The following is a 20,171-nucleotide window of genomic DNA, read 5'->3' as shown; positions in this document are numbered from 1 at the left end:
CGTTCGTCCTATAACCGACTCGACCCGCGTCCGCCATTTCGGGCAACGCGGGTCAAGGTGCAGAATTTAGAGGAAAGAACCGAGAAGGTTCGGTTCTCCCGAGGAGGCCGCTCATGACCGCTCGCACCCCTGATGCCGAGCCGCTGCTGACCCCGGCTGAGGTTGCCACGATGTTCCGTGTGGACCCGAAGACGGTCACACGCTGGGCAAAGGCCGGCAAGCTCACGTCCATCCGCACGCTCGGTGGGCATCGCCGGTATCGCGAGGCAGAGGTCCGCGCACTGCTTGCGGGTATTCCGCAGCAGCGCAGCGAGGCCTGAACACCCCAGTAAGGCTCATTTAGGGCTCAAACCAAGCAGGGCACTGCCGGGTCCCCCATATCCGGTCGTCCCGACCCATGGCTCCACACGACGGGCACCTGCCCCAACAGGTGCCATGCCCACGCAAGACGGGTAGGTCGTCGATCGCGCCGGACTCCGCCGAGTCCGGCGCGATTTTTTGTGCGCGGAAACGGTGTGGAGCGAGTGGTTCCGGTGGTGACGGGGAACGGGTGGGGAAGGCTCGGACGGGGAGTGCAATTGCACATATGAAATTGATGCCTTGTAGGCAGGGTGTAAGTCCTGCCTTTGCAGGAAGTTCCTACGTGACTCCCGTCACATCCTTCAACTCTTGCCAACGGCGCGCGAACCGCTCGTGGGCACGTGTCAGATCATGGTCGCCAGGGACCCGGAGCGCACTCCGCCACGCGGGACGGAGACGCGACGACGGCGGGACGGCCACCGGCCGGCAGCCGAACACCAGTCAAACGTCAGGCTGCGGGAGGGGGTTGGCCTCCGGGTAACTTCACCACGAGGAAGCCGCCGCCCTCCGGAGCGGCGTCGGGAGCCGTCACGGACTCGTCGACGAGCCGCTGGAGGCGATGGCAGACCGGGCAGTACCCGGTGGCGTGGGGGCGGCCCGAAGCGGCCGCCAGGTGGGCGCGCAGCAGCGCGCCCGTCTCATGTTTCGTCTGCCTCACGGGCCGGGTCCGATTCGCCGGCCTCGCTGTCGATGCGGTCACGCACACCACCCCCGGTGCGGCCCCGGGATGCGAAGGACAAGGGGCCTTCTGCTTAGGTACCCCGGGCCGTGAACCCCGTCAAGACGGATCGCCCCCGCCCCGCCGGATTTGGGCACGCCATTACTGCGGCGTTACTGCTGCGTCGACGGCGCTTGCCGTATGCAATGGAGTCCGCCGCCGGGGACGGGCGAGCGCGGCGTACGGCAAAACGACCAGGGTCCGTACGCCCGCGCACCGGCACGCACACGCCCGCGCACGTCCCGGAGCCGCGCCCGCACACCCCGGTACGCCCGCGCGGCACACGGCCGCGCACGGCAAAGGGCCCGCATCCGGTGATCGGATGCGGGCCCTTCTTATGCGGTCCTGACGGGATTTGAACCCGCGGCCTCCACCTTGACAGGGTGGCGAGCACTCCAAACTGCTCCACAGGACCAGGTTTCGCGGCCCCGTAGTGGCGGCTGCGAAACGAGACTCTACAGCAGCTCGGAGGGTGCGGTCGAACTGGATGCTGGCGGCCCCGGCATCACGGGGCCGCCGCGTCGATCGCCTTCACGATCCGCTTGTCCGAGACCGGGTACGCGGTGCCCAGCGCGTGCGCGAAGTAGCTCACCCGCAGCTCCTCGATCATCCAGCGGATGTCCAGCACCTCGCGCGGCACCGGTCGCCCCCGCGGCAGCTGTTCGAGCAGCCAGGCGTACTCGTCCTGCATCTCGTGGACCTTCTCCATGCGTGTGGTGTCGCGCTGGACGGCCGTCGGCATCTGCTGGAGCCTGCGGTCCACCGCCACCAGGTAGCGCATCAGGTCCGGCAGCCTGCGCAGCCCCGTGAGGGTGACGAAGCCGGCCGGTACGAGGGCCGTGAGCTGGTCCCTGACGTCCTGGACGTTGTTGACCAGCACCAGGCTGTTCGTGGCCTTCAGGCGGCGCTCACAGGACTGCCATGCGGCCAGGATCTGCTGGACCTGGCCGACGGTCCGCACCGTCGCGTCGACGAGGTCGGCGCGCACCTTGTCGTACAGCTTCCGGAACGACTCCTCGTCCCACGCCGGGCCCCCGTGGTCCGCGATCAGCTTGTCCGCGGCGGCCGTCGCGCAGTCCTCGAAGAGCGCCTGCACCGATCCGTGCGGATTGCGGGACAGCGCCAGCTTCTGCTGGTTGGTGAGCTTGTCCGAGGCGAACTTCGCCGGGTTGACCGGGATGTTCAGCATGATCAGCCGCCGGGTGCCCGCCCACATCGCCTGCCGCTGCTCGGCCTCCGTGTCGAAGAGCCGTACGGCCACCGTCGCGCCCTGGTCGACCAGGGCCGGGTACGCCTTCACCGGCTGGCCGGCCAGTGGGGTCTCCCCTGCTCGAACGGAGTTGAGAGCTTGGGGATGGGTCTCGAAGATCCGTACCAGCGTGCCGATGGTCCACTCCGTCAGCCCCGTGCGCTCGATCGTCTCCCCGCCCGAACGCTCCGCGGTGGCCGCGGCGGCCTGGGAGAGGGCCTTGCGGGCCTTGGGGCGCAGTTGGAGCCTGAGCGCCTCCAGATCCTTCGCCTCGGCGACCTTGCGGCGCCGCTCGTCGACGATCCGGAAGGTGATCTTGAGGTGGTCCGGGATCCGGCTCAGATCGAAGTCCTCGGCGGCGACGGGCACGCCGACCATCCGCTGGAGTTCCCGCGCCAGCGTGACCGGCAGCGGCTCCTGGAGGGGCACGGCGCGGTCCAGGAAGGCGGCCGCGTAGTTCGGAGCGGGCACGTAATGGCGCCGTACGGGCTTGGGCAGCGACCGGATCAGCTCCACGACCACCTCCTCGCGCAGCCCCGGGATCTGCCAGTCGAAGCCCTCCGCGGTGACCTGGTTGAGCACCTGGAGCGGGACGTGGACGGTGACGCCGTCCGCGTCCGTGCCCGGCTCGAACTGGTACGTCACCCGGAACTTGAGCGGCCCCTGGCGCCAGGAGTCCGGGTAGTCGTCCTTGGTGACCGAGCCGGCCTTCTCGTTGATGAGCATCGACCGCTCGAAGTCGAGCAGCTCCGGCTCCTCGCGCCGCTTCGCCTTCCACCAGGAGTCGAAGTGCGCTCCGGAGACCACGTTCTCCGGCACGCGGCGGTCGTAGAAGTCGTACAGCGTCTCGTCGTCCACGAGGATGTCGCGGCGCCGGGCGCGGTGCTCCAGCTCCTCGACCTCGCCGAGCAGTTTGCGATTGTCATGGAAGAACTGGTGGTGCGTGCGCCAGTCGCCCTCGACCAGCGCGTTACGGATGAACAGCTCCCGCGATGCCTCGGCGTCGATTCGGCCGAAATTCACCTTGCGCTGGGTGACGATCGGTACCCCGTACAGCGTGACCTTCTCGTACGCCATGACGGCCGCCGCGTCCTTCTCCCAGTGCGGCTCGCTGTACGTGCGCTTGAGGAGATGGCCGGCCAGCGGCTCGATCCACTCGGGCTCGATCCGCGCGTTGACCCGCGCCCAGAGCCGGGAGGTCTCCACCAGCTCGGCCGACATCAGGAAGCGCGGCGGCTTCCTGAAGAGGGCGGAGCCGGGGAAGACCGCGAACTTCGCGCTGCGGGCGCCCAGATACTCGTTCCTGCCGCCGTCCTTCCGCGCGCCGTCCTTCCCGTCCCGCCCGCCGTCCTTCTTCGAGGCGTCCTTCTCCTTCACGTCCTTCATGCCGATGTGCGACAGCAGTCCGGAGAGGAGCGAGACATGGACGGCCTGCTCCGCGGCGTCCTCCTCGTTGAGGTGGATGCCCATCTGCCGGGCGACCGTGCGGAGCTGGGAATAGATGTCCTGCCACTCGCGGATCCGCAGGAAGTTCAGGTACTCCGTCTTGCACATCCGGCGGAACGCGGAGGACGACAGCGTCTTCTGCCGCTCCCGTACGTACCGCCAGAGGTTGAGGAAGGCGAGGAAGTCGGAGGTCTCGTCCTTGAAGCGGGCGTGCTGCTGGTCGGCCTGCGCCTGTTTCTCGGAGGGGCGCTCGCGCGGGTCCTGGATGGAGAGCGCGGCGGCGATCACCATCACCTCCCGTACGCAGCCGTTGCGGTCGGCCTCGATGACCATCCGGGCGAGCCGCGGGTCCACCGGGAGCTGGGAGAGTTTGCGGCCGAGCGGGGTGAGCCGCTTCTTCAGGTCCTTCTCCGCCATGTCGAAGGCGCCCAGCTCCTGGAGGAGCTGCACACCGTCGCGGATGTTGCGGTGGTCCGGCGGATCGATGAAGGGGAACTTCTCGATGTCGCCGAGGCCGGCCGCGGTCATCTGGAGGATGACGGACGCCAGGTTCGTCCGCAGGATCTCGGCGTCCGTGAACTCCGGGCGGGAGACGAAGTCCTCCTCGGAGTAGAGCCGGACGCAGATCCCGTCGGAGGTACGGCCGCAGCGGCCCTTGCGCTGGTTGGCGCTGGCCTGGGAGATCTTCTCGATCGGCAGGCGCTGGACCTTGGTGCGGTGGCTGTAGCGGGAGATCCGGGCGTTGCCCGGGTCGATCACGTACTTGATGCCGGGGACGGTGAGCGAGGTCTCCGCGACATTGGTCGCGAGGACGATCCGGCGTCCGCTGTGGCGCTGGAAGACCCGATTCTGCTCGGCGTGCGAGAGCCGGGCGTAGAGAGGGAGGACCTCGGTGTCGCGGTGCGAGAGCTTCTGGAGCGCCTCCGCGGTGTCGCGGATCTCCCGCTCGCCCGAGAGGAAGACCAGGATGTCGCCGTGGGCCTCGCGCTGGAGTTCCTCGACGGCGTCGGCGATCGCGGTGATCTGGTCCCGGTCGCGCTCCGCGCTGTCGTCCTCCAGGAGCGGGCGGTAGCGGACCTCGACCGGGTACGTACGGCCCGAGACCTCGACGATGGGCGCGTCGCCGAAGTGCCGGGAGAAACGTTCCGGGTCGATGGTCGCGGAGGTGATGACGACCTTGAGGTCGGGGCGTCTGGGCAGCAGCTGGGCGAGATACCCGAGCAGGAAGTCGATGTTGAGGCTGCGTTCGTGGGCCTCGTCGATGATGAGGGTGTCGTACGCGAGCAGTTCGCGGTCCGTCTGGATCTCCGCGAGCAGGATGCCGTCCGTCATCAGCTTGACGAAGGTCGCGTCCTGGTCGACCTGGTCGGTGAAGCGGACCTTCCAGCCGACGGCCTCCCCCAGCGGGGTGTCCAGCTCCTGCGCGACGCGCTCCGCGACCGTACGGGCGGCGATCCGGCGCGGCTGCGTGTGCCCGATCATCCCGCGGACGCCGCGGCCCAGCTCCAGGCAGATCTTGGGGATCTGGGTCGTCTTGCCCGACCCGGTCTCACCGGCGACGATCACGACCTGGTGGTCGCGTATCGCCTCCAGGATCGTGTCCTTCTTCTGGCTGACGGGCAGTTGCTCGGGGTACGAGACCGCGGGCACCCGCCCGGCACGCAGCCGCGTCCGCTCGGCGGCCTTCCCGGCCTGACCTGCGATCTCGTCGAGCACGGCCTGGCGCGCTTCGGGTTTACGGATGCGCCGGGCGCCTTCGAGACGGCGGCCGAGCCGCTGCGCGTCACGCAGCGATACGTCGGCCAGCAGGGTCTGGAGGTCGGCGAAGGAAGTAGACATACCGAAACCAGGATCTCACCCGGGCCGATGGGGTGGCGAACGATTTCGTCGCGGGGCGGGCGTCCGGAGAGGGAGTGGTGCGCACCTACGGTTGCGCGGCAGGCGACGCGGTACGCAGCGCGGTACGCAAAAACCCCCGCCGGATTCCCCGGGCGGGGGCTTGACACCCTTGCGGGCGGTGGTGGCTGGGGCCGGGATCGAACCGGCGACCTATCGCTTTTCAGGCGATCGCTCGTACCAACTGAGCTACCCAGCCACGCAGCCTCGCGGCTGCAAGCGGTCCTGACGGGATTTGAACCCGCGGCCTCCACCTTGACAGGGTGGCGAGCACTCCAAACTGCTCCACAGGACCAAGCAATGTGCGAGCACTAGTCTCGCACATGGTGTTGCGTGCCCCCAACGGGATTCGAACCCGTGCTACCGCCTTGAAAGGGCGGCGTCCTGGGCCACTAGACGATGAGGGCTAAGGGCCCGCCTGGGCGCTTTCCAGCGCGTCGGGGACGTCCGAAGCATATGTGATGCGGGGAGCTATCGCCAAAACGGTTTACGGGGCCCTCTTGGGGGCCGTTTTCGCGGGGAGTTCCCCGGGCCGGGGGCGAGGCCGGTCACGGCTCGGGGACGGGGAGACCCGGCCCGGTGCCCGAGGGGGACGCGGTGCCGGGCGGACCGGAAGGGGCACCGGTACCCCGCCCCGTACCGGGACCCCCGCCGGGACCCGTACTCGCGTCGGTGCCGGGGTCCGTACCGGACTCCGCGCCGGGTTTCCCCGCCTCCTCCGGGAGGTGACGGCTGACCTCGGCCGTCGTCAGCCCGAGGCCGCCGAGCGTGATCTCGTCCCACGCCTGGAGCCGCTTGGTCGTCCGGTCCAGGTAGAGCACGGAGGCGCGGACCTTCTCCGGCTTCTGGTTCTGCAGCGCGCGCAGCCCGCCGCCGCCCGTCGAGCCCTCGATCTTCAGCCGGGTGCCGTACGGCAGTATCCGCGTCTCGCGGTGGTGCACGTGTCCTGCCAGGGCGAGCGGGACCACCCCGTCCGTCTGCTCCGCGGCCAGCGGGTCGTGGGCGACCGCGATGTCCACCGGGGTGCCGGCCCGCTCCTGGTCGCGCAGGGCCGACGCGAGCCGGATGCCCGCCATGCGCTCGGCCGGGTCGCCCTGGACCTCCCTGGAGCGGTCCGGGGTGAACTGCGGGTCGCCCGTGCCGGCGATCCGGATCCCGCCGACCGAGACGGCCCGGCCTTCGTCCAGGACGTGCACGTTCCGGGTGCGCTCCAGGTACTCCTGCGTACGGTCCGAGTCGTGGTTGCCGCGTACCCAGACATAGGGGACGCCGAGGTCCTCGATCGGGTCGAGGAAGGTGTTCTCGGCCGAGGTGCCGTGGTCCATCGTGTCGCCCGAGTCGATGATCACGTCGATCCCGTACTGCTCCACGAGCGAGCCGATGATGTGCCACGCCGCCGGGTTGAGGTGGATGTCGGAGACGTGCAGGACGCGGAGGGTGGCCGGGTCGGGCTGGAAGGTGGGGAGCGAGGACGTGGCGTCGTACAGCTTGGTCACGTTGGTGACCAGCCGGGCCAGCTCCTTCTGGTAGACGTCGAAGTCGGAGACGATCGAGCGGGCGTTGCCGACGACCTGGGGCGCGGAGGAGAGCAGCCCGGAGAACTTCGGCTCCAGCACCGACTGCGGGTTCCAGGTGGCGTACGCGCCGGCGGCGGAGGCGCCCAGCAGCGTGAACGCGAGGCCGCCGGCGGCGAGGGCGCGGCGGGGCCGGCGGTAGACGGCGAGGCCGAGGGCGGTCGCGCCCGAGACGACGGCGACGACGGAGCGTACGGCCAGCTCGGTCGTGCCGGTCCTGACGTCGCGGCTGATCTCGCTCTGCAGCCCGGAGAGCCGCTCGGGGTGCTCCACGAGGGCGGTGGAGCGGACCGGGTCGAGCTGGTCCACGTCCACGTCCAGCCGCACGGGCCCGGTGTGCGTGGCCAGTTCCAGCGCGCCCAGCGGCGAGACATTGATCTTCGTGCCGCCGGTGAGGGAGGGGCGGAGCGTCATCCGGGTGTCCATGGGCCCGACGGGCGTCAGCACGCTGCCGACGATCAGCAGCCCGAGCCAGGCGCCGAACAGGACGACGGCGACCATGCCGAGCGCGCGGGCGAGGGGGCGCGGGGGGTGGACCTCGACGAGGGAACTGGTGAGGTCGGTGGGGCGGCGGGGACGGAGACGGCCCGTGATGCGCGGGAGCGCCGGGAGCGCGGAGCGCAGGGCGCGGAGAGCGCGGAGGGCGCGCGGAGGGAGGCGCCGGACATCACGGTCCATTGGGCGCGTATGCCCGGGGCGCCGGTCCGCCATGCCTGGCCGCCGCCAACAGGAGTAGTCCGGGTACGGAGGCGGGACGGGGGCCCGCGCCCCGGCCCGTACGGGATCAGCCCCAGCCGAGCTCGTGGAGCCGGTCGTCGTCGATGCCGAAGTGGTGGGCGATCTCGTGGACGACGGTCACGGAGACCTCGTGGACGACGTCCTCCGTGCTCTCGCAGTACCGCAGGGTGGGACCCATGTAGATGGAGATGCGGTCGGGCAGGACACCGGCGTACCACTCGCCCCGGTCGGTGAGGGGCGTCCCCTCGTACAGCCCGAGGAGTTCGGGGTCGGAGGGGTCCGGCTCGTCCTCGACGAAGACGGCGACGTTGTCCATGACCCTGGTCAGTTCCGGGGGGATCCGGTCGAGGGCCTGGCTCACCAGTTCTTCGAAGGTCTCGCGTGTCATCTCCAGCACAGGGCCATTGTCCGGCAGATCCGCGCCCCGGCAAGATCGTCGACGGCTCCGTGTGACCCGGGCGTGTCCCTGGCGGCGAAAAGGGAGTTGGGCAGGTCGACCTTCCCCCGCCGATGGCGGGGAGAGCCGTTCCCGTGCCCCGGAGGTGCCGCTCGTGCGCCAGTTGTCCGCCCCAGGCCGTCTCGCCGTCTGGATCGTCACGTCCCTGGCGGCCCTGTCCTCCGCGGGCTGTATGAGCGTCGGCGAGGACGCCGGGAGCCCGGCCCCGTCGCGCTCGCCGGACCGTACCGGCGCCGCCGCCGCGGAACCCGACGGCGGTACGGGCGCCGCCGCCGGAGCCGGCCGGTCCGACGCCTGGCCGGGCCATACGGAGAAGAGCGGCGGCGGTACGGGGCACGCCGAGGCGGGCGGCGACGCGGGGCCGGACGGCAAGGGCGGGGCGGGGGACGGGGCCGCCCCGGCGGTCGAGCGGGGCAAGGAGGCCTCGCCCGCGGCCGGTTCGCCGGACGCCCCCGCGCCGGGGCCGTCCACCGGGCCCGGGCCGGAGCCGGGGGAGGGGAAGCCGACCGCGCCGGGGAACGAGCCCGTACCGACCAGGGAGCCCACGCGCTCCGCGCCGCCGCCCGTATCGCAGCCCACGCCCTCCCCCGTACCGGAGGACCCGGACCCCGAGCCGGAGCCGACGAAGCCGCAGGAGCCGCCGTCGGCCTCGCCGGCGGCGGGCATGCGGACGGGAGCGCTGTCCCTGGCGGACGGGGAGGGGATGCTGAAGGAGCCGTCGGCGTCGGCCCGGCCCGGGCCGGTGTGAGGCGCGTCTCTTTCGCGTTTCCGCACCTCGGCGGCGGGGGCCTGGTTTGCCTAAGTGGGGGGTGGGTGCGTATGGTAGTAGATCGTTTGATCATTGCCCGGCGCCGACACAGAAGAGCGCCGCGTGGCGCGTACTCTCCCTTGCCGTGGCTGACCGCATTGAGGCGGTCGATTTGCGAATTTCACGGAGTTTGGGCGCGTGCCGAGACTCCGGAAGGTTTCGCATTTCGCATGTCCATTTCCAGTACTGACCGCGCCGTCATGCCCGAGAGCGCCGAGGCCGAAGAGGCCGCCGTCTCCGCCGATGTGGCGGAGCTCACCGAGGCGCCCGAGGTGACCGAGGTCCTCGACGAGGCCGCGGAGGCCCCCGGGACGACCGAGTCCGACGAGGCGTCGGAGAAGGCCCCCGGCATCACCTTCGGCGACCTGGGCCTGCCCGACGGCATCGTCCGCAAGCTCGCGCAGAACGGCGTCACCGCCCCCTTCCCGATCCAGGCCGCGACCATCCCGGACGCCCTGGCCGGCAAGGACATCCTGGGCCGCGGCCGTACCGGCTCCGGCAAGACCCTCTCCTTCGGCCTGCCGCTGCTCGCCACGCTGGCGGGCGGCCACACCGAGAAGAAGAAGCCCCGCGGCGTCATCCTCACGCCGACGCGTGAGCTGGCGATGCAGGTCGCGGACGCGCTCCAGCCGTACGGCGACGTGCTCGGCCTGAAGATGAAGGTCGTCTGCGGCGGTACGTCGATGAGCAACCAGATCTACGCCCTGGAGCGCGGCGTCGACATCCTCGTCGCCACCCCGGGCCGGCTGCGCGACCTGATCAACCGCCGCGCCTGCTCGCTCGACCAGATCCAGATCGCGATCCTCGACGAGGCCGACCAGATGTCGGACCTGGGCTTCATGCCCGAGGTCACCGAGCTGCTCGACCTGGTGCCGGCCGGTGGCCAGCGCATGCTCTTCTCCGCCACGATGGAGAACGAGATCAGCTCGCTGGTCAAGCGCTACCTGACCGACCCGGTCAGCCACGAGGTCGACAGCGCCCAGGGCAACGTCACGACGATGACGCACCACGTCCTCGTCGTGAAGCCGAAGGACAAGGCCCCGGTCACCGCGGCGATCGCCGCCCGCAAGGGCCGCACGATCATCTTCGTACGGACGCAGCTCGGCGCGGACCGGATCGCCGAGCAGCTCCGCGACTCGGGCGTGAAGGCCGACGCGCTGCACGGCGGCATGACGCAGGGCGCGCGGACGCGGACGCTGGCCGACTTCAAGGACGGTTACGTCAACGCCCTCGTCGCCACCGACGTCGCCGCCCGCGGTATCCACGTGGACGGCATCGACCTGGTGCTCAACGTGGACCCGGCCGGGGACCACAAGGACTACCTGCACCGCTCGGGCCGTACGGCGCGGGCCGGCAAGTCCGGTGTCGTCGTCTCGCTGGCGCTGCCGCACCAGCGCCGGCAGATCTTCCGGCTGATGGAGGACGCGGGCGTCGACGCCTCGCGCCACATGGTCGGCGGCGCCGGCGCGTTCGACCCGGAGGTCGCCGAGATCACCGGCGCCCGGTCGCTCACCGAGGTCCAGGCGGACTCCGCGAACAACGCGGCCAAGCAGGCCGAGCGCGAGGCCGCCGACCTGACCAAGCAGCTGGAGCGCGCCCAGCGGCGCGCCACCGAGCTGCGCGAGGAGGCCGGCCGGCTGGTCGCCCGCGCCGCGCGCGAGCGGGGCGAGGACCCGGAGGCCGCGGTCGCCGCGGTGACGGCCGAGGCCGAGCGCGCGGTCGAGGAGGCCGCCGCGGCGGCGTCCGTACCGCAGCAGGCGACGCCGCGCGACGAGCGCGGCAACTTCGGCCGCCGGGACGACCGGGGCGAGCGCAGCGGCCGGGGCGGCGCGCGGGGTTACACGCCGCGCGACGACCGCGGTGGCGACCGTGACCGGGGCGGTGACCGCGGCGGTTTCCAGCGCCGTGACGACCGGCCCGCGGGCGGCTTCCGCCGCGACGACCGCCGGGACGAGCGGGGCGGCGACCGCGGTGGCTTCCAGCGCCGTGACGACCGCCGGGACGACCGCGGCGGCTTCCGCCGGGATGACCGGGGCGGCGAGCAGCGCGGCGGCTTCAACCGCGACCGCCGTGACGACCGGGGCGGCGACCGCCGGGACGACCGCGGTGCCCGTCCCTTCGAGCGCCGGGACCACCGGGGCGGCAGCGACCGCCCGTTCAACCGCGACCGCCGCGACGACCGCCCCTCCGGCGGCTTCCGCGCCGGCGGCCACGACCGCCCGGCCACCCGCCGCGACGACCACCGCGGCGGCACGACGGGCACCGGCACCGGCTCCTTCGGCCGTCGTGACGACAAGCCCCGCTGGAAGCGCAACGGCTGACCGCCGCCGCTCCTGACCCTCCACCAGGGCCCGCGCCCCACCCCCAGGGTGGCCGGCACGGGCCCTGGCCCGTTCTCCGACTCCGCCCCGCACACCCTCTTCCCGCGCCTGCTCCGCGTCCGGTCCGCGTCTGCTCCGCGCCGCGCGACATCCCCACAGGGGCATACCCGATCGGCGCACGCTCCCGGGCGGGCTATGCTCGTGTGTGTTGTGTCGAGGGCCGTTAGCTCAATTGGCAGAGCAGCGGACTTTTAATCCGTTGGTTGTGGGTTCGAGTCCCACACGGCCTACCGGCAGCAGGCGCGGGGAAACCTCTCCGACCTGCGGCGGAGCGCCCCGATCGAGTTCGACTGATCGGGGCGCTCCGTTGTTCGGGGGCATGTACGCCCGGGTGGATCGGGTCGATGACAGCAGAACAGAAGGGGCGTGCCGTATCGGACGCCTCAAAAAGGGCACTCCTAGTGTGAGGAGGTCAGGCGCCGGATGCCTGCCCCCCTACACCACACCGGCAAGGAGTCCGCCATGGCCAAAGCGGTGTCGCATCCGCTGTTCGCACGGATCTATCCGCGCGTCAACGCCTTCGCCGAGGCGCACGGTTCCGTCGAGCACCGCCGAGAACTCCTCGCCGGCGTACGAGGCCGGGTGATCGAGATCGGTGCGGGTACGGGCGCGAACTTCAGGCACTATCCGCCCGAGGTGGCAGAAGTGGTCGCGGTGGAGCCCGAGCCCCGGCTGCGCGCCCTCGCGGAACAGGCCGTCGCCGGAGCGGCCGTACCGGTTCGAGTGCTGTCCGGCCGGGCCGAGGAGCTTCCCGTACCGGACGGAAGCTTCGACGCGGCCGTGATCTCGCTCGTGCTGTGCACCCTCCCGGACGTGCCGGGTTCGCTCGCCGAGGCCGCGCGCGTCCTCAAGCCGGGCGGAGAGCTGCGCTTCTACGAGCACGTCCGGTCGCGGAAGCGGAGCGCCTTCCGCCGGCAGAGGATGCTGAATCCGCCCTGGCGGCTGTTGTGCGGCGGCTGCAATCTCACCCGCGACACGGAACGCGCGATCATCGAAGCGGGGTTCGCCGTGGACGAGATCCGCCGCTTCGACTTCCTCATCAATGACCGGAGCACCCCGGCCTCCCCGTCAATCATCGGAATCGCCCGCCCACCGGCCGCCACCTGATCCGCTCCGCCCGCGACGGCGATCACGATTTTTTCGGCCAATTCAGCGGATTCAGTCATGCCTGACTTCCTTTCACCGCATTCTGGATCTCCGCGAAGACGGAGACGAGAGTCGACGAGTCCGGGGGCCGGCCGTGATCCCGTCGAGATGCGGATCCGGGCGACGAAACGTGAATCCGTCGGGGCCGTCGAGTATGTCGAGTGCGTCGGGTCCGGCAGGTCCGTCAGCTTGGTCGATTATTTCGAACAGATTCCCGGGCAGGAGCGACACATGAAACCCATGAATCCATCCGGCTTACCTGTTTCCGGCGTTCCCGCGCTCGGCGGGACCGCGAGCAGCGGTGCACTGTTCGAGCGGGCCAAGAAATCCCTTGCGGGCGGAATCAGTTCTTCCGCACGGCTCACCTCCACCGGGCCGCATCCGTATCCGCTGTACATCACCAGCGGCTCCGGCGCCCGTATCCGGGACGCGGACGGAAACGAGTACGTCGACTATCTCGCCGCGCACGGAAGCGCGGTCCTCGGGCACGCGCACCCGGCGCTCACCGACGCCCTCACCGGGGTCCTCGCCGACGGGACCATGTTCGGCACCTGCAACGTGCCCGAGGTCGAACTCGCCGAACTCATCCGCGCGATGGTCCCCTGCGCCGATCTCGTCCGCTTCGCCAACTCCGGCTCGGAGGCGGTCCAGGGGGCGATACGGGCCGCGCGCGGCCACAGCGGGCTCTCGAAGGTGCTCAAGTTCGAGGGGCACCACCACGGCTGGACGGACACCCTCGCGATCTCCAACCGGCCCCCCGAGGCGGCGGCCGGGCCCTACGGCGCCCCGCACTCCGTGCCGCACTCCCCGGGCATCCCGTCCGGTGTCAGCGGCGATGTCGTCGTCTGCCCGTGGAACGACCCGGACGCCCTCGTCGCCGTACTCGACGCCCACCGCGGCGAACTCGCCGCCGTCATCTGCGAACCCATCGTCGCCAACAACGCCTGCACCATGCCCGGCCCCGGCTACCTGCGCTTCCTGCGCGACGAGTGCACGGCGCGCGGCATCCTGCTCGTCTTCGACGAGGTCTGCACCGGCTTCCGGACCGGCCCGGGCGGCGCACAGGCCTTGTACGACGTCGTGCCCGACCTGGCCGTCTACTCCAAGGCCCTCGGCGGCGGGCTGCCCATCGCCGCCTTCGCGGGCCGCCACGAGGTGATGGCCGCGCTCGCCAACGGCCGGGTCGAGCACGGCGGTACGTACAACGCCTCACCGCTCTGCGCCACCGCCGCCCTCGTCACCCTCACCGCGCTCGCCGACCCCGCCGTCGTCAAGAAGATCGACGACACCGGCCGGCGGATCATGGAGACCATCCGCAGGGCCGCCACCGACCACCGGGTGGAGTGCGCGGTGCAGGGCGTCGGCGCGATGTTCCAGGTGGTGTTCTCACCGGGCGGCGCCCCCACCCGCCACTACCGCGACACGCTCCACCTGGACCGGCGGCGGTACGACCTCTTCCGCCACGAGCTGCTGCGCCGCGGCATCCACATCAACGCGCACGGCCTGGCCTGCTGGTTCGTGTCGGCCGCCGTGACGGACGACGACACCGACCGGACCTGCGCCGCGATCGACGAGGTTTTCGCCGTTCTGGGGTGAGACGTCCGTGGAGCCCGGGGGAGGAGCCGTGGGGTCCGAGGGGGCCGGGGGGTCCGAGAGCCCTGAGGGGCCCCGGGGGCGAATGTGACGCACGCTACAGGCCGGTACGGAAGATAGCGCGCCCCAGATGCTGCGGACCGGGCGAGATCGTCGCACTCTTGGCCGTATGAGTGATGCACCGATCGTCGTCCACCGGGCGTCAGGGACGGGCGGGCGGCGGGTCACGGTCCGCGGGCAGATCATGGGACTCGCCCACTCCGACGACCACCTGGTCGAATTCCTGCGGCTGGCCGGGCTGCCCGACGCCTGGGAGCTGCTGGACGACCCGGCCTGGGTGGAGTGGCAGGGAGGCCCCGCGCACGAGTACACCGTGGTGGTGTGAGGCGGACGGTGCCGGGTGCTGACTGCCGGGTGCCGGGTGCCGGGTGCCGGGTGCCGGGTGCCGGACCGGGCGCAGGCGCCACGCTCCGCCGATTGTCAGTGGCCGGCCGTAGCCTTGGTCCCATGTTCGCTTCTGCTGCCACCCCGGAGTCCGCGTCCCCGTCCCCTGTCAGATCCGCCGCTGTGGTGAACGCGGAGATCCGCGCGCTGTGGGCGCGTGCGGGCAGTGCGCTGTCCTCGGCCGAGCAGGAGCGTTACCAGCGGCTGCTGGTGGAGTGGGCCGCCGCCGTGCGGGCGGATGTCGTCGAGGCCGCCTAGGGCCTGTCGTTCGGCCCGGCTGGGCGCCCTTTCGGCCGTGACCGCGGAATTGGTAATGATCTTGCTCCGGATGGCGTAGAGTCATCTTCAACGGCGCGGGGTGGAGCAGCTCGGTAGCTCGCTGGGCTCATAACCCAGAGGTCGCAGGTTCAAATCCTGTCCCCGCTACTGCGAAGAAGACGAAGGCCCGGATTCCTGGTGAATCCGGGCCTTCGTCGTGTTCCCGTTCCCTGATCCGCGTCCCCGGGGATCCGTGTCCCGGGCTCGCGCTTGACCTTTACGTAACGTCAACTTCTACCGTGAATGTCATGGAGTGGTCGATCCAGGACATCGCGAAGAAGGCCGGTACGACGAGCCGTACGCTCCGGCACTACGGCGAGCTGGGGCTGCTGGAGCCCAGCAGGACCGGCGTCAACGGATACCGGTACTACGACCAGGAGGCCCTGGTCCGGCTGCAGCGGATCCTGCTGCTGCGGGGGCTGGGTCTCGGGCTGCCGGACATCGCCCGGATCCTCGACGGCCAGCAGGACACGGCCGCCGCCCTGCGCGGCCATCTGGGGCTGCTGGAGCAGGAGCGCGAGCGCATCGGTCGGCTGATCGCGTCGGTGCGGACCACTCTCCACAAGACCGAGAGCGGAGAGGAACTCATGGCAGAGGAAGTGCTCGACGGCTTCGCGCACACGCGGTACGAGCAGGAGGTCACCGAGAGGTGGGGCCGCCCCGCCTACGAGAAGGGCGACCGCTGGTGGCGCTCGCTCGGTGAGGAGGAGCGCCGGGCGTTCCAGGAGCGGCACGAGTCGATCGCCCGCGACTGGGGGCGTGCGGCCGCGGCAGGGCACGACGCGTCCGGTGAGGAGGCGCAGGCGATCGCCCGGCGTCACTGCGACTGGCTGGCGGTGACCATGGAGCCCACCAGGTCTTATGTCATCGGAGTCACGGCCCTGTACGTCGATGATCCACGTTTCACCGCGGCGTATGACAAGTACGGTGAAGGTACGGCTGTGCTCGTGCGGGACGCCATGAAGGTGTACGCCGAGCGCCACCTGACCGACTGAGCGTCTCCACATCGGCCTCCGTGCCCTCGCATCGGTCTCCGTAGCCCAGTCGGCCGACCGCGGGTCGCCGCCCGCCGCGGCGGCGGCCAGCCTGGGTGGAGCGCGGTGCCGTCCGCAGCCGTCGGCGGAACGGGCAGGAGACGACTGGTGGGGAAGCTCAGGAGAATCGGAGAACGCCTCGGCGGCAGAAGCAGACGGGACGCCGACGGCGCCGGGATTCTGGGCGCCGACGCCGCGGGGTTCTGGGCGACCGGCACGTACGGGCGGGACCATCGCCGGGATCCCGCCAGCGACCTGGGCCGGGCGGCGGACCGGGCGCCGTACGGTCCGGCCGGCCCGTACGCGCGGCGACTGGCCGGGCGGCGGCTCGTCCGGTTCCTGCCCGCCCTGGTGATCATCGGCGGGGTCATCCTCGACCTGGCGACGCCGACAAGGGTCACCTCGGCGCCGCTCTTCGCCGCCGCCCCGCTGACCGCGGCCCCGTTCTATCCGCTGTTCGGCACCCTGCTGGTGGCCGTGGCGTCGCTCGCCGCCGAGATCGCGCTCCGTGCGCATACCAACACGCTCACCACGGTGGTGTCGATCAGTGAACTGCTGACGGTGCTCGTCGTCTCCGCCCTCGCGCTCTACATCAACGGCGTCGTCAGACGCAGCGGCGAGCGGCTCGCCTCCGCCCGCGTCATCGCCGAGACCGCCCAGCGCGCCGTGCTGCCCAGACCCGCGGAGCGGATCGGCGGGCTGCGGGTGGCGGCGCGGTACGAGGCGGCGCAGGAGGGCGCGTTCATCGGCGGTGACCTGTTCGCCGTGCAGGACACGCCGTACGGGGTGCGGCTGGTCGTCGGCGACGTACGGGGGAAGGGGCTGGAGGCGGTCGAGGCGGTCGCCGTCATCATCGGGTCGTTCCGGGAGGCGGCGGAGCAGGAGAGCTCGCTGGAGGGCGTCGCGCAGCGGCTGGAGCGCTCACTTCTGAGGGAGGGGACGCGGCGGGACGGGCTCGATGTCTTCGAAGGGTTCACCACGGCCGTACTGGCGGAGATTCCGCACGGCGAGGGCGTCGTGCGGCTCGTCAACCGAGGCCATCCCGAGCCGCTGATCTGTCACGACGGCGCCGTACGGATGCTGGCGGCGCACGACCCCGCGCTGCCGCTCGGCATGAGCGAGCTGGGCGCGTGGCCCGACCGGGCCGAGCAGTCCCCGTACCCCGACGGCGCGACGCTGCTCTTCTACACGGACGGGCTCACCGAGGCGCGCGACGCGCACGGGATCTTCTACGTCCCGCGCGAGCGGCTGGACGGGCGGATCTTCCAGGGGCCCGACGAAATGCTCCAGGCGCTGATCGACGACGTGCGGCGGCACACGGGCGGCGGCAGCCAGGACGACATGGCGCTGCTGGCGGTCAGCCGGCCCTCGGAGGGGGAGCCGGAGCGGCGCAGGACGATGCCGATCGTGCCCTGAGCGCGCGGCGTCACTCATGGTGACCGATGAGTATCCCTCCGCATAACGTTTGACATACCGTCAAGTATGCGAGGCGGGTCAATGTGCTTCGAGCGCCGATCAACTCGCCCGGATGCGCGTTCTTGTGTCCCGGTACGTCCGTTGCGAAGTCGTTAACGATCATCGGGAACAGCTTGGAATAAGGCCCTGGTCTCTATTAACGTTCGATAACGCAGCGCGGTTGTCCCAGCCGTCGCCAGAGATGGCACCGTGCGCACGCGCCGAATCCCGCGAGGGAACCGGGGAACCACCAATTGGGGTGAATCGGGAGTTACCTGCCGCCTCGCGCGGCAGGGGACACCCGTAGGAGACCTTCCTGCTCCGAACCCGTCAGCTAACCCGGTAGGCGAGAAGGAAGGAAAGGAGCACGCCTCAGTGGCGTCCAACAAGCCTGCCCCCACGGTCACCTTCGAAACCCACTCCTTCGGCAGCGGCAGTGAGAACGAGGCGCCCGGGACCTGGGGGGAGTGGAATCCCACCGAGGAGTCCATCCGCCCCGTACGCGGCAGGCACCGCGTCGCCAAGCAGCGCAGCGGGCTCGCCCGTAGCTCCACGGTCCTGGGGGTCGGCGTCATCGCCGCCGTCGGCGCGGGCGGCATCGCCACCGCGCAGGACAAGCCCGCGGTCTCCATATCCCTGCCCGACGCCATCGCGGACAACCTTCCCGACGCCAAGTCCCTGCCGGGGATGGGCTCCCTGGGGTCGGACGACGCGGAGTCCGCGTCGGACGTGCTGGCCCGTGCGCCCCTGAGCACCGCCGGTCTGACCGCCGCGGACGCCGAGCAGGGCGCCACCGACGCCGGCGAGGCGCTGCGCGCCCGCATCCTCCAGCAGGCCGAGGGGCAGCAGGCGAAGGCCGACGCGACGCAGAAGGCGGCGGAGGAGGACGCGGCCGCCGAGAAGGCCGCGAGCCAGGCCAAGGCGCGGCAGAACGACGCGGAGAAGAAGATCGAGGCGGCCAAGAAGAAGGCCGAGGCGGAGGCCAAGGCCAAGGCCGAGCAGGAGCGTCTCGCCAAGCTGGCGGCCAGCTACTCCCTCCCCACCTCCTCGTACACCCTCACCTCCTCCTTCGGCCAGTCCGGTTCCCTCTGGTCCTCCGGCTACCACACCGGCCTGGACTTCGCGGCGCCGACGGGCACCCCCGTCAAGGCCGTGCACAGCGGCACCGTCAAGTCGGCCGGCTGGTCGGGTTCGTACGGCTACCGCACGGTCCTGGAGCTGGAGGACGGCACGGAGGTCTGGTACGCGCACCAGTCCTCGCTCTCCGTCAGCGCCGGGCAGAAGGTCTCCACCGGCGAGGTCATCGGCCGCGTCGGCGCGACCGGCAACGTGACCGGGCCCCACCTCCACCTGGAGGTCCACACGGCGGGCGGCACGGGCATCGACCCGATGGCGTGGCTGAACGGCAAGGGAATCAATCCCTGAGGCCGAAGCCCCGGTCCTGGAACCTCTGGTCCTGAGACCTCCCGGTCCTGAGGGCGGCAGGAGCAGCAGGACCGCCCGGAGCGCCCCGAAACGGAATAAGGCGCTCTGCGGCGGGGTTGAAGTGACGCATGACGACTTTGCGCACACTCGGCTCCTCCGACCTCAAGGTCTTCCCGCTCGCCCTCGGCGGCAACGTCTTCGGCTGGACCGCGGACCGTACGGAGTCCTTCGCCGTCCTCGACGCGTACACCGCCGCGGGCGGCAACTTCGTGGACACCGCGGACGTCTACTCGGCCTGGGTGGACGGCCATTCCGGTGGTGAGTCCGAGTCCGTCCTCGGCGAGTGGTTCGCCGCGCGCGGCAACCGCTCCGACGTGCTCCTCGCGACGAAGGTGGGCGCGCACCCGGAGTTCAAGGGGCTGAAGGCGGCCACCATCAAGGCCGGGGCCGAGGAGTCGCTGCGGCGGCTCCGTACCGACTACATCGACCTGTACTACACGCACTTCGACGACCCGGACGTCCCGGTCGAGGAGATCGTCACCGCCCTCGACCAGCTCGTCACGGAGGGCAAGGTGCGCGCCGTCGCCGCCTCCAACATCAGCGCGGAGCGGCTGGACGCCTCGATCGCCTTCGCGGAGCGCGAGGGGCTGGCCCGGTACGTCGCGCTCCAGCCGCACTACAACCTGGTCTCGCGCGACACGTACGAGGGCCCCCTGCGGGACGCCGCGGTCCGTCACGGCCTCTCCGTCGTGCCGTACTTCGCCCTCGCCTCCGGCTTCCTGACCGGTAAGTACCGCCCCGGCACCCAGGTGGAGAGCGCGCGGGCCGGGAGCGCGGGCGCGTACCTGGAGTCCGAGCGGGGCGTCAAGGTGCTCGCCGCGCTGGACCGGATCGCCGCGGCGCGCGGCGCCGAGGTCGCCACCGTCGCGCTCGCCTGGCTGGCGGCGCAGCCGACCGTCGTCGCGCCGCTCGCCTCCGCGCGCACGGTCGAGCAGCTTCCGGCGCTGCTCGCGGGCGCGGAGCTGGAGCTGACGGCGGAGGAACTGGCGAAGCTGACCGCCGCCTCCGCCTGACCGCCGCCTCCGCCCGACCGTGACCCCCGCCTGACGGAGGTCACGCCTGGACACCC

General features: G+C 71.0%; 15 protein-coding genes, 6 tRNA genes and 1 riboswitch. Of the genes, 13 read left to right on the top strand and 8 right to left on the bottom strand.

Going from position 1 to position 20,171, the window contains the following annotated elements:
* Positions 1 to 113 precede the first annotated feature (113 nt).
* Positions 114 to 320 carry a developmental transcriptional regulator BldC gene (bldC, locus tag AB0P17_RS13670; RefSeq protein WP_003949541.1) on the top strand — a complete coding sequence of 69 codons (207 nt, stop codon included), beginning with the start codon at positions 114 to 116 and terminating at the stop codon, positions 318 to 320.
* 488 nt (positions 321 to 808) lie between these two features.
* Here bldC and AB0P17_RS13665 read toward each other — a convergent pair whose 3' ends face one another.
* The 8 genes from AB0P17_RS13665 to AB0P17_RS13630 all read right to left on the bottom strand — a co-directional run bounded on the left by AB0P17_RS13665 (position 809) and on the right by AB0P17_RS13630 (position 8,378).
* Positions 809 to 1,018: a DUF6274 family protein gene (locus AB0P17_RS13665; protein ID WP_365810570.1), complete on the bottom strand. Its 210-nt coding sequence runs from the start codon at positions 1,016 to 1,018 to the stop codon at positions 809 to 811.
* Between the two features lie 400 nt (positions 1,019 to 1,418).
* A tRNA-Asp gene (locus AB0P17_RS13660) sits at positions 1,419 to 1,493 on the bottom strand.
* Positions 1,494 to 1,583: 90 nt separating this feature from the next.
* A complete protein-coding gene (gene hrpA, locus AB0P17_RS13655) occupies positions 1,584 to 5,612 on the bottom strand; it encodes an ATP-dependent RNA helicase HrpA (protein WP_365810568.1) in 4,029 nt (1,342 codons plus the stop codon).
* A 179-nt stretch (positions 5,613 to 5,791) separates the two neighbouring features.
* Positions 5,792 to 5,868: transfer RNA gene (locus AB0P17_RS13650), tRNA-Phe, on the bottom strand.
* Positions 5,869 to 5,889: 21 nt separating this feature from the next.
* Positions 5,890 to 5,964, bottom strand: a tRNA-Asp gene (locus AB0P17_RS13645).
* Between the two features lie 39 nt (positions 5,965 to 6,003).
* A tRNA-Glu gene (locus AB0P17_RS13640) sits at positions 6,004 to 6,076 on the bottom strand.
* Between the two features lie 141 nt (positions 6,077 to 6,217).
* Complete coding sequence (locus tag AB0P17_RS13635) at positions 6,218 to 7,744, bottom strand: metallophosphoesterase (RefSeq protein ID WP_365810773.1); 1,527 nt, start codon at positions 7,742 to 7,744, stop codon at positions 6,218 to 6,220.
* A 283-nt stretch (positions 7,745 to 8,027) separates the two neighbouring features.
* A complete protein-coding gene (locus AB0P17_RS13630; protein ID WP_365810567.1) occupies positions 8,028 to 8,378 on the bottom strand; it encodes a metallopeptidase family protein in 351 nt (116 codons plus the stop codon).
* Positions 8,379 to 8,532: 154 nt separating this feature from the next.
* Between AB0P17_RS13630 and AB0P17_RS13625 the strand changes: the two genes are divergently transcribed.
* The 12 genes from AB0P17_RS13625 (at position 8,533) to AB0P17_RS13570 (ending at position 20,115) form a co-directional block, all read left to right on the top strand.
* Complete coding sequence (locus AB0P17_RS13625; protein WP_365810566.1) at positions 8,533 to 9,186, top strand: hypothetical protein; 654 nt, start codon at positions 8,533 to 8,535, stop codon at positions 9,184 to 9,186.
* A gap of 230 nt (positions 9,187 to 9,416) precedes the next feature.
* Positions 9,417 to 11,567 (top strand): DEAD/DEAH box helicase, encoded by a 2,151-nt coding sequence (locus tag AB0P17_RS13620; protein WP_365810564.1) that lies wholly within the window; start codon positions 9,417 to 9,419, stop codon positions 11,565 to 11,567.
* A 217-nt stretch (positions 11,568 to 11,784) separates the two neighbouring features.
* A tRNA-Lys gene (locus tag AB0P17_RS13615) sits at positions 11,785 to 11,857 on the top strand.
* A 193-nt stretch (positions 11,858 to 12,050) separates the two neighbouring features.
* Positions 12,051 to 12,734, top strand: coding sequence for a class I SAM-dependent methyltransferase (locus tag AB0P17_RS13610; RefSeq protein WP_365810563.1), 684 nt, complete (start codon positions 12,051 to 12,053; stop codon positions 12,732 to 12,734).
* Positions 12,735 to 13,004: 270 nt separating this feature from the next.
* Positions 13,005 to 14,369: an aminotransferase class III-fold pyridoxal phosphate-dependent enzyme gene (locus tag AB0P17_RS13605; RefSeq protein WP_365810561.1), complete on the top strand. Its 1,365-nt coding sequence runs from the start codon at positions 13,005 to 13,007 to the stop codon at positions 14,367 to 14,369.
* Positions 14,370 to 14,535: 166 nt separating this feature from the next.
* Positions 14,536 to 14,751 (top strand): hypothetical protein, encoded by a 216-nt coding sequence (locus AB0P17_RS13600; protein ID WP_365810560.1) that lies wholly within the window; start codon positions 14,536 to 14,538, stop codon positions 14,749 to 14,751.
* Positions 14,752 to 14,873: 122 nt separating this feature from the next.
* Complete coding sequence (locus tag AB0P17_RS13595) at positions 14,874 to 15,068, top strand: hypothetical protein (RefSeq protein ID WP_365810559.1); 195 nt, start codon at positions 14,874 to 14,876, stop codon at positions 15,066 to 15,068.
* A gap of 94 nt (positions 15,069 to 15,162) precedes the next feature.
* A tRNA-Met gene (locus tag AB0P17_RS13590) sits at positions 15,163 to 15,236 on the top strand.
* 140 nt (positions 15,237 to 15,376) lie between these two features.
* The gene (locus AB0P17_RS13585) at positions 15,377 to 16,123 is read left to right on the top strand and encodes a MerR family transcriptional regulator (RefSeq protein WP_365810558.1); all 747 of its coding nucleotides are present in this window, start codon (positions 15,377 to 15,379) and stop codon (positions 16,121 to 16,123) included.
* A 351-nt stretch (positions 16,124 to 16,474) separates the two neighbouring features.
* Positions 16,475 to 17,578 (top strand): PP2C family protein-serine/threonine phosphatase, encoded by a 1,104-nt coding sequence (locus AB0P17_RS13580; protein ID WP_365810771.1) that lies wholly within the window; start codon positions 16,475 to 16,477, stop codon positions 17,576 to 17,578.
* A 248-nt stretch (positions 17,579 to 17,826) separates the two neighbouring features.
* Positions 17,827 to 17,981, top strand: a riboswitch (cyclic di-AMP (ydaO/yuaA leader).
* 11 nt (positions 17,982 to 17,992) lie between these two features.
* A complete protein-coding gene (locus tag AB0P17_RS13575; protein WP_365810556.1) occupies positions 17,993 to 19,042 on the top strand; it encodes a M23 family metallopeptidase in 1,050 nt (349 codons plus the stop codon).
* 128 nt (positions 19,043 to 19,170) lie between these two features.
* Positions 19,171 to 20,115, top strand: coding sequence for an aldo/keto reductase (locus AB0P17_RS13570; protein WP_365810555.1), 945 nt, complete (start codon positions 19,171 to 19,173; stop codon positions 20,113 to 20,115).
* Positions 20,116 to 20,171: the final 56 nt, after the last annotated feature.

Origin of the sequence: Streptomyces sp. NPDC088124 (assembly GCF_040685895.1) — a bacterium.
In the GTDB taxonomy this organism is placed as follows: Bacteria; Actinomycetota; Actinomycetes; order Streptomycetales; family Streptomycetaceae; genus Streptomyces.
Note: the sequence above shows the minus strand (reverse complement) of the source record. Positions and strands in the feature narration are given on the sequence as shown.